The organism is Cryobacterium mannosilyticum, from assembly GCF_004402705.1.
Lineage (GTDB): Bacteria > Actinomycetota > Actinomycetes > Actinomycetales > Microbacteriaceae > Cryobacterium > Cryobacterium mannosilyticum.
In genome coordinates this window covers 17,449-32,159 of sequence record NZ_SOFM01000017.1, presented here as the reverse complement: position 1 = coordinate 32,159, position 14,711 = coordinate 17,449, and the positions used below count along the sequence as shown (strand labels likewise).

General features: G+C 70.1%; 9 protein-coding genes. 5 read left to right on the top strand and 4 right to left on the bottom strand.

Features of this window, described 5'->3' with window-relative positions; translation table 11 throughout:
- Positions 1-231: 231 nt before the first annotated feature.
- Positions 232-516: a glutaredoxin family protein gene (locus E3O32_RS07045; RefSeq protein ID WP_134508032.1), complete on the top strand. Its 285-nt coding sequence runs from the start codon at positions 232-234 to the stop codon at positions 514-516.
- Between the two features lie 57 nt (positions 517-573).
- On the opposite strand, the gene E3O32_RS07040 is transcribed toward E3O32_RS07045, so the two are convergent.
- Positions 574-1,368 carry a TY-Chap2 family putative peptide chaperone gene (locus tag E3O32_RS07040; protein ID WP_134508030.1) on the bottom strand — a complete coding sequence of 265 codons (795 nt, stop codon included), beginning with the start codon at positions 1,366-1,368 and terminating at the stop codon, positions 574-576.
- 216 nt (positions 1,369-1,584) lie between these two features.
- Here E3O32_RS07040 and E3O32_RS07035 point away from each other — a divergent pair, with 216 nt between their 5' ends.
- From E3O32_RS07035 to E3O32_RS07020, 4 genes are all read left to right on the top strand, one after another.
- Positions 1,585-2,571 (top strand): ring-cleaving dioxygenase, encoded by a 987-nt coding sequence (locus E3O32_RS07035; RefSeq protein ID WP_134508028.1) that lies wholly within the window; start codon positions 1,585-1,587, stop codon positions 2,569-2,571.
- A 2-nt stretch (positions 2,572-2,573) separates the two neighbouring features.
- Positions 2,574-3,263: an alpha/beta hydrolase gene (locus E3O32_RS07030; protein ID WP_134508026.1), complete on the top strand. Its 690-nt coding sequence runs from the start codon at positions 2,574-2,576 to the stop codon at positions 3,261-3,263.
- A 23-nt stretch (positions 3,264-3,286) separates the two neighbouring features.
- Positions 3,287-4,450 carry a maleylacetate reductase gene (locus tag E3O32_RS07025; RefSeq protein ID WP_338145186.1) on the top strand — a complete coding sequence of 388 codons (1,164 nt, stop codon included), beginning with the start codon at positions 3,287-3,289 and terminating at the stop codon, positions 4,448-4,450.
- 181 nt (positions 4,451-4,631) lie between these two features.
- Positions 4,632-5,021, top strand: a complete 390-nt coding sequence (locus tag E3O32_RS07020) for a hypothetical protein (protein ID WP_134508022.1) — start codon at positions 4,632-4,634, stop codon at positions 5,019-5,021.
- A 152-nt stretch (positions 5,022-5,173) separates the two neighbouring features.
- Here E3O32_RS07020 and ppsA read toward each other — a convergent pair whose 3' ends face one another.
- The 3 genes from ppsA to E3O32_RS07005 all read right to left on the bottom strand — a co-directional run bounded on the left by ppsA (position 5,174) and on the right by E3O32_RS07005 (position 14,620).
- Complete coding sequence (gene ppsA, locus E3O32_RS07015) at positions 5,174-7,564, bottom strand: phosphoenolpyruvate synthase (RefSeq protein WP_134508020.1); 2,391 nt, start codon at positions 7,562-7,564, stop codon at positions 5,174-5,176.
- Between the two features lie 129 nt (positions 7,565-7,693).
- A complete protein-coding gene (locus E3O32_RS07010) occupies positions 7,694-11,704 on the bottom strand; it encodes an endonuclease/exonuclease/phosphatase family protein (RefSeq protein WP_134508018.1) in 4,011 nt (1,336 codons plus the stop codon).
- 21 nt (positions 11,705-11,725) lie between these two features.
- Positions 11,726-14,620 (bottom strand): hypothetical protein, encoded by a 2,895-nt coding sequence (locus E3O32_RS07005; RefSeq protein WP_134508016.1) that lies wholly within the window; start codon positions 14,618-14,620, stop codon positions 11,726-11,728.
- Positions 14,621-14,711 lie beyond the last annotated feature (91 nt).

The following is a 14,711-nucleotide window of genomic DNA, read 5'->3' as shown; positions in this document are numbered from 1 at the left end:
AGGGCCATGAACCATTTTCCCAGACCACCGAATCACGCCCCACAAACGACACGCCCCACAAAAAAAGACCCGAAGGGCACCCCATTAAGCAACAGGCTCAGGAACGTGCGCCCGCTTCCTCAAGGTCCGCCACGAGCTCCGTCACCTGGGCCGAGGGGCGGTCGTCGCGCGCGCACGGTCGACACTCGTCGCGCCCAGAGAACGCCCACCGCGTCCACCTAGGATGGGCGGATGACCGAACTCGCAGCACCGACAGCAGCCCCCGCCCAGCGCATCACGATGTTCGGCGCAGAGTGGTGCGGCGATTGCCGCCGCTCGAAGAAGCTGCTCGATGTGCTGAACGTCGACTACGACTACGTCGATCTCGAGAGCGTCGACGATGGCGCGGACCGTGCCCACGCGATCAGCGGCCGCACCCGGATTCCCGTGATCGTGTTCCCCGACGGCACGCACGTGGTCGAGCCCAGCGACTCGACGCTGCACGCGAAGCTCACCGAGTTCGGCAACATCAACTAGCACCCCGGGGAATCACCGGAAGCGGCATCCGTCGCCGGACGCATCAGCAGGCTGCCGCTACGGCAGGTAGGCCCCGAGCACCTGCACGGTCGCGATCGACAGGGTGCGGTGCGTGCGCTCGTAGACCGGCATCAGTTCGGTCGCCCCTCGGACCGTGTGAATCACGCCCGCCGCGTCGAAGATGGCGACCGGGTCCAGGTCGCGCAGCAGCGCCCAGAACGGCTGGAAGAAGTAGACGCTGCGATTGCCGGCGTCGAACTCCTCGAGGGTCATCGCCACGTAGCGCGAGCGGGCCTCGACTGTGGAGGGGAAGCCGCGGAAGTAGTCGCAGCCCGGCTCGGCCGGGTCCTCGTCGTGCAGCATCGGCGCCGGAACGGCGTACCAGCCCTGCCGATCGTTGGTCGCGGTGGCCAGGGCGCTGGCGATCAGGCGGTAGGTCAGCGCGCGTTTCGTCGTGACCGGCGGGGTCTTCGGGATGCCGAGGCCGGTCGCCACCTCGATCCGTCGCACGATGTCGTGCGGGCTGAGGGCGGCCATCATCTCGATCCAGCTGATCTTGTTCACGATCCCGTTGACCAGGAACTTGCAGCCGCCGACGAGATCCCACTGGATACTCATCGCGTTCTGCTCGTCGTGCACGATCAGCAGCCGGGCGCCGTCGTCGACCTCCACCCCCGAGATGCGGAGGTGCGGATGCCGGCGCACCAGTTCGCTGGCGATCCACCACATCTGCGCGGTCAGGAAGCGGTCGGCGGGCGGGTTGTAGACCTCGTAGCCGTCGGTGGTGGCGGCATCCTCGTCGTCGTCGTGGATGTAGTTGTCGCCGGAGTCGTTAGACGCTGCGTCAGTCATCTCCCGCTCTCCTACCTGATCAGAGTTGGATTTCCATATTGCTCCCGTTCGGCGGAGAGCGAAATGCCCAGTTCGGGTGAGAGCGGGACAAGGGTGACAGTCGGGCGGGCGCGGTCGGATGGCTGATCGGCTCATCGGCTCATCGGCTAATCGGGAATGAATCCGAAGAAACATGCGTTTGTATGAAAGTCAGCGTCACCATCAGAAAGGGACCTCATGAGCATGCGCACCTCCGGGCTGCACCACGTCACCGCGATTGCCGGTGCACCGCAGCGCAACATCGACTTCTATGTAAAGGGTCTCGGCCTGCGCCTGGTCAAGAAGACCGTCAACTTCGACGACCCGGGCACGTACCACCTCTACTACGGCGACGACGCCGGACGGCCCGGTTCGTTGCTCACCTTCTTCCCGTGGACCGGCATCGCCAGCGGTCGACCCGGCTCCGGGCAGTCGACATCGACGGCGTTCTCGGTTCCGGCCGGCAGCCTCGGCTGGTGGGCAGACCACTTCAGGGCGCTCGGCGTCGACTCGACGCTCGTCTCCCGGTCCTCGGATGAGGAGCGGCTCTCCCTGCGCGACCCCGACGGCCTGCAGTTGGACCTTGTGGCGTCGTCGACGGTGGATCCGCGCAATCCGTGGGACTCGGCATCCGTGCCCGCCGAATTCGCCGTGCGCGGCCAGCACTCCTCGGTGCTCACCGTCGCCGACCCGACCGGCACCGTCGAGGTGCTCACCCGTGACCTCGGCATGCGCATTCTCTCCGAGACCGGCGACCGAATCCGGGTGGGTGCCGGCGACGGCGCCGCGGGCAACATCGTCGACATCATCGCCGACCCGAAGGGTCAGGTCGGCCTCACCGCCGGCGGAACCGTGCACCACATCGCGTTCCGGGTGCCGGACAAGACCACCCAGGAGCAGTGGCGGGCCGAGCTCGTCGACCGCGGCTACGGTGTCACGGCCATCCTCGACCGGCAGTACTTCACCTCGATCTACTTCCGCGAGCCGGGCGGGGTGCTCTTCGAGATCGCCACGGACACCCCCGGTTTCGACATCGACGAACCGCTGCTCGAACTCGGTCGGTCGCTCAAGCTGCCGCCGTGGCTCGAGCCCAGCCGCGACCAGATCGAGCACGCCGTCGCACCGATCACCCTGCCGGCCGAGAACAACCCTGCGCTGGCACTGACCACCCCCGGCGCCGAGTAGCGATGACCGCGAACACGAACCCCACGCCCGGCCGGGACACCCCGGCCGGGCCGCCGGCCCCCGACTGGACCCACGTCTACCGGGCGGGTGAGCCTTCCTCGGCGAACGACCCCGTGCTGCTGATGCTGCACGGCACCGGCGGCAACGAAGAGGAGATCCTCGGCCTCGCCGACGCCCTCGACCCGGCCGCCACCGTGCTCTCCCCGCGCGGGCCGGTCACCGAGGGCGGCCTGCGCCGGTGGTTCCGCCGGCTGTCCGAGGGCGTGTTCGACGTGGACGACGTCGTGCGCCGGGCCGCCGAGCTGGCCGGCTTCCTGGCCTGGGCCCGTCGCCACTACGACCTCGGCCAGCGCCCCATCGTCGCCGTCGGCTTCTCCAACGGCGCCAACATCGCCCTCGCCACGGCGCTGCTACACCCGGAGGCTCTGAACCGGGTGATCGCGTTCTCCGGCATGTTTCCGCTCGACGGCCGCACCCTCACGACCGACCTCTCCGAGACCGCGGTGCTGCTGCTCAATGGCCGCACCGACCCGATGGCCCCGCTGACCAGCGTCGACACGGTCGCGGCGGCGCTCTCCGCGCGGGGAGCAGCGGTCGAGCAGGAACTCCGGGGCGGCGGGCACGGCATCGCCGCAACGGATGTCGCCGCCGCCCGGTCCTGGCTGGCCCGCCACCGGCCGGCCGCCGGCTGATGCCCGCGCCGAAAGGTCTCATCGTGGGCCCGGGCGCAGCCGCGGACCCCGCTGCACCGGACCGGCCGTTCGGTTTCGGGTATCGGGCCGAGCCGGACCCAGCCCACTCGGACCGGGCCGACCGGCAGCGGGTGCTGTTCGGCACCGGCCGGGCCGGGGAACTGCTGCCGACCGTGCTGGAGGAGCTGGGCGTCCGGCAGGCGATGCTGATCGGCACCCGGCGCGAACTGGAGCGCTCCGCGCGGGTGCTCGGCGGCATCCGCCCGGCCCTCGTCTTCGACGAGGTCGTGCAGCATGTGCCGGTCGAGCTGGCCGAGCGCGCAACCCAGGCGGCCCTGGACGCCGGAGTCGACGCTCTCGTGGCCATCGGCGGCGGTTCGGCGATCGGCCTGGCCAAGGCGGTCGCTCTGCGCGCCGCGAAACGGGATTCCCCCGCGAGGCCGCTCCCGATCGTGGCCGTGCCGACGACCTACTCCGGCTCGGAGACCACGGCGATCTGGGGCCTGGTCGACGGCGGCCTGAAGACCACCGGAGTCGACCCTCGGGTGCTGCCGGCCGTCGTGATCTACGATGCCGAGCTGACCCGGTCTCTCCCCCGCGGCCTCAGCGTCTCGAGCGGGCTGAACGCGCTCGCCCACGCCGTCGACGCGCTCTGGGCGCCCGGCGCCACCGCCGCCACCGCCGCGGTTGCCGTCGACGCGATCCGGATGCTCGCGGTCGCCCTTCCTGCCGTCGACGCCGATCCCGGCTCCCTCACCGGCCGTGAGGCCGCGCTCCTCGGCGCCCATCTGGCGGCCGGCGCGTTCTCGGCGACCGGCTCGGGACTGCATCACAAGATCAGCCACGTGCTCGGCGGCACGTTCGGGCTGCCGCACTCGGAGACGCACGCCGTGGTGCTGCCGCACGTGGTCGCGTTCAACGTGCCCGCCGCCCCGACGGCCGAGGCGCAGATCGCGACCGCGCTCGGCGCGTCGTCTGCCGTGGCCGGGCTGGTCGCGCTCCGGGACCGTCTGCTGGCCCCGACCACTCTGCGGGAGCTCGGCTTCCGGGAGAGCGACATTCCCCGGGCGGTTGAATTGATCCTCGCGGCGGTCCCGCCGTCGAACCCGCGCCCGGTGACCGCTGACGGCCTCGCCGCGCTCCTGGGCGCGGCCTGGTCCGGTGCGGCGCCGGGTTCGGCGGCCTGACCCTGCCCGGACCGCCCCAGCCCAGCCCCACCCAGCCTCGCCCCGCCCCAGCCCAGCCCCACCCAGCCCCGCCCCTGCCCGGCCCGCCGCTCGCGGCGCCCAGGCCGGCTCGGAGCCGGGCCTTTTGGCCTACTCCGGCGACCGGCCCGCGCGCTAGGCTGCCACCGAACGGGGAGGCACCATGACCAACGCAGAACACGACAACGGCACCGAAAAGAACGGCACCGACAAGACCGGCACCGGGACGCCCGCCACCGAGAAGGCGATCGAGGGCACCGACAAGTCGACCGGGCTCACGCCGCGACAGCTCGCCCGGGACGCGCGCGTGCGCCTCCTGCGGAGCAAGGCCGCGGTTCTGCGCTCCGAGGTGGATGCCATCGCGGCCACCCACCTCGACCCGGACACCCTGGAGGAATTGCTCGCAAACGCCGGCCCTGAAGAAGTCCTGCGGATCGAGAAGGCCGAGCACACCATCAGCGCCCGGGTTGCCGAGGCCAGGGCGGAGGCCGACGCCGCCGAAGCCGAGTACGAGCAGGCCTTGCTCGAGCGCTACGACGAGTCCGGCGCCTGACCCGGCCATCGCCCCTCATCCCGGCACGCGCTCCCGCCGGCGCGCCCCCGCCGGTGTTCGCCGACCTGTGACTTAAACAGCAGATTCCCCACCGACGACGGGTCCCACCGACGACGGGGACGACGGGCCCCATCGACGACGGGAACGACCGCTCAGGCGGTGTCGAGCTGGCGCTCCGCGGCGGAGATGTGGCTGACCGTCTTGAGGAAACTGTCGGGGTTGAGCGAGATGGAGTCGATGCCCTCCTGAACGAGGAAGGCGGCGAAGTCCGGGTAGTTGCTTGGCGCCTGGCCGCAGATGCCGATCTTGATCCCGGCGGCGTGCGCCTTCAAGATCGCCTGGCTGATCATGCTCTTGACGGCCTCGTCGCGCTCGTCGAAAAGGGCCGCGAGGTCCTCGGCGTCGCGGTCGACGCCGAGCACCAGCTGGGTCAGGTCGTTCGAGCCGATCGAGAAGCCGTCGAAGCGGGTGGCGAACTGCTCGGCCAGGATGACGTTGGCCGGGATCTCGCACATCATGTAGACCTGCAGTCCGTGGTCGCCGCGGGTCAGCCCGTTCTCGGCCATCACCGCGAGCACCTTGTCCGCCTCGGTCGTGGTGCGGCAGAACGGCACCATCACGATCACGTTGCCGAAGCCGATCTGCTCCCGCACCCGCTTGATCGCCCGGCATTCGAGGGCGAACCCCTCCCGGTAGCGGTCGTCGTAGTAGCGGGAGGCGCCTCGGAAGCCGAGCATCGGGTTCTCCTCCGAGTGCTCAAAGCCGGCGCCGCCGATCAGGTGCGCGTATTCGTTGGTCTTGAAGTCGCTCATCCGCACGATCACCGGGTTCGGGTAGTACGGCGCGGTGAGCTTGGCGATGCCCAGCGACAGCGCCTGCACGAAGTACTCCTTCGGGTCGCCGTAGCCACGGGTGAGTTCGGCGATCCTCCGCAGTGCCACCGGGTCGGTCACCCGGTCAGGGTGCACGAGCGCCATCGGGTGGATCTGGATGAGGTTGTTGATGATGAACTCCATCCGGGCCAGTCCCACCCCGTCCGCGGGCAGCCGCCACCATTCGAAGGCCGCGGCCGGGCTGGCGATGTTGACCATCACCTTGGTGCGGGTCTTCGGCACGGAACCGAGGTCGATCTCCTCGGTCTCGAAGGTGAGCCCGCCCTCGTAGACGAAACCCTGGTCGCCCTCGGCGCAGGAGATGGTGATCAGCTGGCCATCCGTGAGCACGTCGGTGGCGGTGCCGGTTCCAACCACGGCCGGCACGCCCAGTTCCCGGCTGACGATGGCCGCGTGGCTGGTCGGGCCGCCGTGGTCGGTGACGATGCCCGCGGCGCGGGTCATGATCGGCACCCAGTCGGGGTCGGTCATCTCGGTGACCAGGATGGCGCCGTCGACGAATTTCTCGATGTCGGCCGGGTCCTTGATCACGCAGGCCACCCCGGATGCGATGCTGTCGCCGATCGCCACCCCCGAGATGAGAAGCGGCCCCTGCTCGGTGAGCCGGCTGACCGTGAACCGGGTGCCGCTGGCCTGCGACTGCACGGTCTCGGGGCGGGCCTGCACCATGAAGAGTTCACGGGTGATGCCGTCCTTGGCCCATTCCATGTCCATCGGCCGGCCGTAGTGGTTCTCCACGATCACCGCCCAGCGGCCCAGCTTGACGATGTCGGCGTCGCTGAGCACGAACGACTGGCGCTCCCGCTCCGGCGTGTCGATCATGCGGGTGCGGGCGCTGCCGCCCTTGGCGTAGACCATCTTGCGGGCCTTGGCCCCGAGGGTCTTCTCGATGATCGGCGTGCAGCCGGGCTGCTCGAGCAGCGCCTTGAAGACCAGGTACTTGTCGGGGTCGACGGTGCCCTGCACCACGGTCTCGCCGAGGCCGAAGGCCGCGCTGATCACGGCGGCACCCGGGAAACCGCTGTCGGTGTCGATCGAGAACATCACCCCAGAGCCGCCCACGTCGGAGCGGATCATCCGCTGGATGCCGATCGACAGCGCCACCTCGAGGTGGTCGAACTTCTTCACCTCCCGGTAGCTGATCGCCCGGTCGGTGAAGAGGGAGGCGTAGCAACGGCGGCAGGCGTCGAGCAGGTCGCGTTCGCCCGTCACGTTCAGGAACGTCTCCTGCTGGCCGGCGAAGCTGGCATCCGGCAGGTCCTCGGCGGTGGCGCTGCTGCGCACGGCGACGGCCAGGTTGGCCTGGCCCGATTTCTCCGACAGCTCCCGGTACGACGAGCGGATGTCGTCGGCGATCTCCTCGGGAAACTCCCCGCCCAGGAACAACTCGCGCAGGGCGTCACCGGTGGCGCGGAGCGACGCCTCGCCGGAGTGGAACAGTTCGAGCTGGTGGCGGAGGGCCGGCTCGATCCCGTTCGCGGTGATGAAGGCGCGGTAGGCATCCGCGGTCGTCGCGAACCCGTCGGGTACGCGCACGCCCTGGCTCGCCAGGGATCGCACCATCTCCCCGAGCGACGCGTTCTTGCCGCCGACCTGGGGGATGTCGGCCAGGCCGATCTCGTTGAACCAGACCACACTGCGCTCGGTCATGAAGACTCCAACCCTGCGTGGGATCGCTGGATCGACGCCGGTGCGCCGGAAGGACCCCGTTAAGGCACCGTACTGCGCGGGCCGGAACACGGCTAGGCCGGAGGTCCCGCCGGGCGAGGTCGTGGACGGTCAACCGCCGCGCTGAAGTTCCACCTCGACCACGTATTCGGAGCCGTCGCCGGTGAGCAGCGGAAAGGTGACGATGCACACCCCGGTGCCCAGCACCGCGAGCAGCTCCTGCCGGTCGAAAACCAGTCGGGTGCGGCCGAGCGAGTCGTCGGCCGAGAGGTCGTCGACCTCGATGCCGGACAGCCCCAGGCACAGCTCGTCGCCGGGGTCGGGCAGGCGAAGCGGCTGGAGCTCGAAGACCTGCCTGGTGCCCGCGGAAACGTCTTCGAGCGTCGGGGTGCTCTGGCTGAGGATCCGGCCGTTGCTCGTCCGGGCGGTCAGGGTGAACCTCACCTCGTCGTCGCCCGGACCGCTCGTGGTCTGCAGGCAGGTCACACTCCGCAGCGTGACCGCGAGCGCCGCAATGCCGCCGTCCTCCGGGAAGCCCTGCCGGGTGGTGTCGATCTCGGCCTGGATGCCGTAGTGGTCGGACATGTCCCGGCCGGGTTCCCACTGCACGGTCACGACCTCCGCGTTCGCCCGGTGCTGGCTGTAAAGCGCCCCCGGAAAGGCGAAGAGGTAGTCCAGCCGTTCCACCGTGGGGCCGAATCGCGCCGGGTCGTCGGCCGGGCGGCTCGGATGCCCGTCGTGGAACGAGGAGATCTCGCCGTCGTCGCTCTCGCTGGTGCCGGCGGGGCGAACCACACCCGCGACATCCGTGGTCGGGGCCAGGTCCACCGGATCGCCGAGCTCGCTCACCAGGTAGTCGTAGAGCTCGGGGTGCGCGAAGAGATCGACGTTGAAGTCGCCGAACAGGATGGCCGGGCCGATCACGTCCCGGCTGGCCCGGATGAACGCCGCCAGGTGCCGGATCTGCCCGCGAACGGCCGCGCGCGCACCGGCGACGGTGCCGCCGATCGTCGGCGACGCCGCCTGAGTGTGGGTGAGGAACAGGTCCACCGTGCAGGGGTTCCCGATGGGTTCGATGCGCGCGTGCAACACGCCCTTGTTGCTCAGGCAGTCCTCGCCGGAGCACTGCCGGTAGACGGTGCCGCCGCAGGCCACGATGCGGTGCCGACTCAGCAGCAGCAGGCCGCCGCCCATCAACTCGAACTCGGTCAGGCCGAGGTCGACGGATGCCTCGTGCGGCCCTTCGGCGACGAACGGGTACAGGTCGCCCAGCTCGCGGGTGACCCGCTCCCGGTCGTCGGCCGACCACATCTCGCTGAGGCCCACCACGTCGGGGGCGCGATCCCGAAGGCGGCGGATCAGCGCGCCCAGGGCCGCGTCCCGGTCGATCCCCTTGTAGAGCAGCCCCGGCAGCAGCGCCATATTCTGCGCGTACACGGTGAGCGGAGTGTCGTGGACCAGCTCGGTCAGGACGCCTCCGACCGTGCGGGTGCCGCGCACCAGATCGTGCACGACGGAGCGATTGCCGTGCTGGATCGCGTACCGGTCCTGTTGCCAGCCGATCCTGGCGACCGGGCTCCGATGCCGGGGGAAGCCGTCGTCGACGACCGGTTCACCGCCGTAGCGCGCCCCGTCGTCGTAGTGCAGCTCAAGCCGTTCGCCCAGGGGTACGTCGTAGCTGCAGCGGAGCTCCCCGCTCGAGTTCAGACCGGACATGTGCACCCGGGCCAGGCCCACCATCGCCATGAACCGTTCGAAACTGCCGAACTCGGCGGCGCAGCCGATCTGGGTGATGTACACGTTCGTGTCGCCGTCGACCCGGATCTCCGCGTCTTTCCACGGTCCGCTGTCGGCCCACGTGGTCTCCCTGGCCGAGAGCAGCGCCACGTAGCTCTCGCCGCTGCGCCCGAAGAACCAGCGGGCCGAGTCAAGGTTGCACCGGGCGGCCTCCGGCCCGACGACCTCGTCGAACTGGTTCTTCGGAAACCAGGCGTGGGTGCGCGGGCCGAACAGCAGATTCTGGATCGCCTGCGCCCGGTAGGCCGTGATCGCCGCGCCGCCCTGTTGCACGACCCGCGGCTGCACGGCGTTCCCGGTCCACCAGTTCGGGCCGTCATGGCCGGCCGGCAGGAGCGTCTCGTCGATCTTGACCGCACCGAACAGCAGGGTCGCGGTCAGCCGGGTTCCGGCCGAGGGATAGCTGGTCCAGACCATGCCGCCGCCGGCCAGTGCCGCGATGCAGGGCAGCCCCTGGAAGTTGATCTGGCCCCGCCGGAAGTTCTGCACACTGCCCAGGGTCGCGCCGCCGGTGCGGTGGAGGTAGAGGTTGGCGCGGCTGAGCACCGACCCCTCGGTCAGCGCGGAGAAGGTGTCGGCGGCATCCACCTCAGTGAAGTCCGGGCCGGATCCTCCCGCGATCGCCCCGGCCGCGCCACCGATCACCGCACCGACCGGGCCGCCGACGGCGAAGCCGCCGATCGCCCCCGCGACTCCGCCGAGGATGCCGGCGCCGATATCTTCGACCGTGTCGATGGCCTCCGCGATGGTCTTGATCATCGGCAGGATCGCCTTGAACGGAGGCGTCTGCAGGAGGCCGGCCTCGGTCGCCACCCGGCGGGAGGCGATGATCGTCTGTTTGGTCGCGTAGGCGGCCCGGCTCCACCAGAACTCCATGTCCTCGGCGGTGCTGGTTCCCACCCCGTAGGCGGCCGCCTCGTCGAAGTCGATGGACACCCGGCTGCGGGCGGTGAACCGGGACGGGCCGCGCCTGGCCAGGGCGACCAGTGCATCCGGGGGCCGGTAGGCCGGGGAGGTGGCCAGGAAAACGGCGGCGTTGCTGGACTGCACGAAGTGCCCCAGTTGGCCGAAGAGCAGTTCACCGGTGTCCCGGGTGCCCTGCTCCCAGACGCAGTTCTTGTTCTCGAAGTAGGCCCGGCCGGCCGAGCCGGCGAATGCGCCCGTTGGGGAGGCCACGGCCAGGTCGAAGACGAGCAGATCGAGCACCATGACCGCCCGGGTGCGAATCTCCGGGTCGACCGCGAAGTCGGCCAGGTTCAACAACGGCAGCAGATCTTCCACATAGTAGCCGGGGGCGTTCCACTCGGCGAAGCCCAGCCGCAGGCGTTCGTTGAGCCAGCGCAGCACGCGCACGGCTGCGGCCGTGCGGTGTTCGGCCCCGGTGCGGTCGCCCGGACGCGGCGGCCCGTTCGGCCCGTCCCTACGGTTGGCGCGCTGGGACACGAACGGGTCTCCCGGCCAGTATTGCCCGGCCAGGTATTCGGCGGTGGCGAAGAGCAGCCGGTGGTTCTCCGACCAGTAGGTCATGTCCTGGCCGTCCTCCATCTCCTCATGGCGATTGACCGAGTTGGCCAGCTCGGTCTTCTTCGTGCGGATCTCTTTGGCGCGACCGGAGAACTCATCGCAGCGGAACGGGTCATCGAACCAGTACTTGAAATTCGTGAACGAGGAATGAAGTGCGGATGCGACGCTCTCCGGGAAGTTCGGGTCGGGGCCCTGGCTGGCCGGGTCCCGCCAGAGCAGGGCGGCATCCTGCAGGTGCTCCGGGGTGTCGCCCAGCAGGTAGAGCAGGCGCAGAATCTCGTTCGCGCCGAAGTCGGCGGTTTCCAGCAGGTACTCCATGTGCACAGACGGCACCTCGAGTTTCGCCCAGTATGCCTCGGGGGTCACCCCGGTGCGGTCCCAGCCGAAGAGTTCGTCCTGTCGTTCCGGCCGAGCCCGCACGAGCAGCGCCCTGGCCAGAGCCGTCTCCCGGTTGTCGGTGAGCAGCCAGTCCCTCTGCCGGGCGTCGCGCTGGGCGTCGGGCAGCGCATCGAGTTCGGCGGCGATCACCGCCAGGCCCGGGTCGAGTGCCTCCAGGCCGAGGTCGTGCACGGCGTCGCAGAGGGTGGCGTGGCCGGCGTCGTAGGGCGAGCGCACTTCTCCCGTCTTGCTGCCCTCCACCGGCACGGGGGCGCGCCGCTTCTCGGCCGCATTCCACCGTTCGAAGCGGCGCCCCCTGACGAAGGACCGGGTGGCCAGGCACTCGAGGTAGCGCAGCCGGCGCTCGTCGAACGCGATCTGGGTGCCGCTGGCCCCGTGTGCCGGCGGATCGAAGGGTTGCATGGCTGCGAGGGTATGGGGGCGTCAGGATCCGGCGTCGGGCTTCTCGACCCAGTCGCCCGCGGTCAGGGTCCAGGTGGGCAGCCGGTCGTCGCGGCGGGCGCGCACGAGGTCGGAGGCGAGACGGAATTCCCACGGTGCGCCGACCGGCTTCTCCGAGTCCGGCGCCGCGCCCTGCGCGCGCAGCTCGGCGATCAGCGACACCCACAGGGGGCCGCCCACGTCGAGGAGTTCCGTGGTGCTCGGCGTCGTGCCCGTGTTGAGGAACCTTTCGAACGCGATCTCGTAGCCCGGCCGGATCGGCAGCACCACGCGCGCGGCTCCCGCGCCGAGGAAGGCGGCGAACCTCGGGTCGGCCTCCCTGGTGAGCAGCTTGCTGACCCACGAGGACCGCGAACCCCAGAAGTAGGGGAAGAAGGCGCACTCGAGGTGATCCCACTCCACGGCCTGTTCGAAGAACCGGATGTAGGCCGAGAGCGCGAGGGCCGCGGTCGCATCCGGGTAGGGGAAACCGAGTCCGTCGAACCTGAGCGCGTTGAAGGTGCTGAAGTTCTGGCCGGTGAGCACCGCCAAGACAGTGCGTTGGAGTTCGGTGCGGATGAGCCGGGTCTTCGCCTCGGGAGTGAGGTCGCGCAGGGTGAGCCGCGCGGTCGCGTCCCGGTTCGCGACCCTCTCCTCGTAGTCCGCGAAGCGCTGCTGGTTGGCCGCGAGGATGAGGCCGTGGGCCTTCGTCTGCCAGGCCGCGATCGCGGCCTCCGTGGGTTCGCAGATGATTTCTATCGCCACGGCGAGCGTGCACAGGCCGGGGCTGACCCCGTCACCGTCGGCGATCAGGCCCACGGGCAGGCTTTCCACCTCGCCGTCGAGCCGACCGGTGAATACCTTTCCGCTCCAGTCTCCGTCGATCGCCACCCGCTTCGAGCCGATCACGACGCGGAGCCGGAATGCAGTCCACCCGCTCGCGAGGGCGACCAGGCGGTAGGTGGTGGCCTTGAAGCCCTTGGGCACCCGGGTGCTTCGGCTCTCCCCCAATTCGAGGTTGTTGGCGTTGAGCTCGCCGCTGAACGGATCCGCCGCCTTTCCGCCGAAATTCTCGGTGACGATGATCTGCGCCTGCGGCGGCGCCTCGACGCCGCTGGCCTGATGCCCGGTCGCATAGTACGACCAGTTCTCCGGACCGAGCGTGTCGGCCGGAACAGTGAATCGGGCCGGCTTCGACGGGAGCACGCCCTCGCCGCGCGGCCGCGCCAGCGCCTCGCGGAACAGGGCGGCCGGCTCCGGCACGATCACGTCGTAGAGCAGTCGCGTGCCGTAGCTGAACACCTGTGCCTGGTAGATCTTGTCCAGCCATTGGTAGACGCCCAGGCGCGGGCCGGCTCCGGCCGCGTTGTCGATGAGGTGTTCCTGCGCCTGCTCGTTGCGGCGGAGCATCCGCTGCACCGCGGTGTTGCGGGTACGGTTCGTGGAACTTGACGACACGGCATCCGTCACCGTCCGGGAGAAGGTCTCCGGTCCGTCGCTCGTGAGCGGGCCGCGGCCGCTGCCGACCGCTTGCGCTGTGGTCTTGCCCGAACTCTGCTCGGCGGCGGTCTGGGCGAGCGAGCGCAGGTCGGTCTGCTCGGTCTCGGTGGTGTTCGTGGTTTCGGTCTCGTCGATCTGACTCACCGTGTGGGTGAGCTTCTCGCCGGGCAGAGCGTTCTCGAGGCTGGCGACCTCACCGCGCTCGTAGCGGCTGAGGTGGGTTCGCACGACGTGCAGGTCGGCGATGCCGAGCGGGGTGACCGCGGTGTGCGCGCCGGGGGCCGCGGTGGCGACGGGCTCCGTGGCCGCCGGGTCGTCGACCGGGTCGACCTTCCACTTTCCGATCAGCTCGGAGATGAGATGGTGGGTACGGTCGTCGACCGTGCCCAGGTGGGTGCCGAGTTGGATCGACAGGGTGCGCAGATCCTGGCCGGCCGCGTCATGGCGGGCTCGCACGGCGAGCTGCATGTCGCGCACGGCGGATGTCGCCGGGTCGAGTTCGAGATTGCGGAGTGCTTCCTGGGCGGGCGTCGACAGCAGCCGCACAGCGGTGTCGGAGAGCACCACGTTCGACCGGCTGGCCGCGCGGCGCAGCGGCGACGAGCCGAAGGCATCCTCGTCGGGGGTCGGCTTGGGCCGGTTGTGATCGTTCTCGCGCGGGGCGGCGGCTCGGGCGGAGCGGGTGCGATAGAGGTCGGCGAGCGGCCGCTGCTCACCCAGTTCGCTCAGCAGCAGTTCGTCTTCGTCGTGGCTGTCGAGGTCGGTGAGCGCCTGCCCGAGGCGTGCATGCTCGTCGCGGGCGGCCGCGAATCGGTGCAGCAGCTCGGTGACCGCCGCCTCCAGCGACGGTGTTTCGGCTGCCACGGGCGCCGTGTCACGCAGCCGGATCAGGGTGTCCGGCAGCAGGAGGGGCGCCGCCAGGAGTGAGTCGATTCCGGCCACGGATGCGACGCCCGCCGACACCGCCTCGGCCAGCGCGTAGGCACGCACCAGCGTCACGGCCAGGGCCGCGCTGGGCCCGTCGGGTTCGAGCAGGTAGCCCGCGAGCACGCTGTCTTTGGCCTTTCCGGCGTCCTCGGCCCAGTCCGCCGGGGGGATCCCGCCGATCGCAGCGCGAACGGCGGACGTCACCTGGGCGAGGGTGCGCGCGTCGTCACCGGTGAGCTTCTCGACCAGAGACACAAGTTCGGGCCCTCGATTCACCTGATCGGCCCTGGCCACGAATCGCACGCCGTCCGCGAAGGCCCGTGCCGCTGCCACCGCGTCGGCCGCGGCCGTCGGCCCGGCGACCGCGTGGGCGAGCTCCTGCTGGAACGCGGTGCCATCGGCCAGCCGGGGCGCCGGCGGAGCGCCCTGCACCGGAGGCCGCAGTGCAACGAAGGTGAGGATACTGTCCATGACGCACTCCAACGACATCGGTGCTGCCCGAGCGCCTGACTCCTCCCGGGGGTGCACGATCGGTGGGGAACGGGCCTCAACTCTCGACTAT

What these genes read in the sequence shown, in the direction of transcription:
- E3O32_RS07045 (WP_134508032.1), top strand. Translation starts at nt 232, where the DNA reads ATGACCGAACTCGCAGCACCGACAGCAGCCCCCGCCCAGCGCATCACG.
- E3O32_RS07040 (WP_134508030.1), bottom strand. Translation starts at nt 1,368, where the DNA reads ATGACTGACGCAGCGTCTAACGACTCCGGCGACAACTACATCCACGAC.
- E3O32_RS07035 (WP_134508028.1), top strand. Translation starts at nt 1,585, where the DNA reads ATGAGCATGCGCACCTCCGGGCTGCACCACGTCACCGCGATTGCCGGT.
- E3O32_RS07030 (WP_134508026.1), top strand. Translation starts at nt 2,574, where the DNA reads ATGACCGCGAACACGAACCCCACGCCCGGCCGGGACACCCCGGCCGGG.
- E3O32_RS07020 (WP_134508022.1), top strand. Translation starts at nt 4,632, where the DNA reads ATGACCAACGCAGAACACGACAACGGCACCGAAAAGAACGGCACCGAC.
- ppsA (WP_134508020.1), bottom strand. Translation starts at nt 7,564, where the DNA reads ATGACCGAGCGCAGTGTGGTCTGGTTCAACGAGATCGGCCTGGCCGAC.
- E3O32_RS07010 (WP_134508018.1), bottom strand. Translation starts at nt 11,704, where the DNA reads ATGCAACCCTTCGATCCGCCGGCACACGGGGCCAGCGGCACCCAGATC.
- E3O32_RS07005 (WP_134508016.1), bottom strand. Translation starts at nt 14,620, where the DNA reads ATGGACAGTATCCTCACCTTCGTTGCACTGCGGCCTCCGGTGCAGGGC.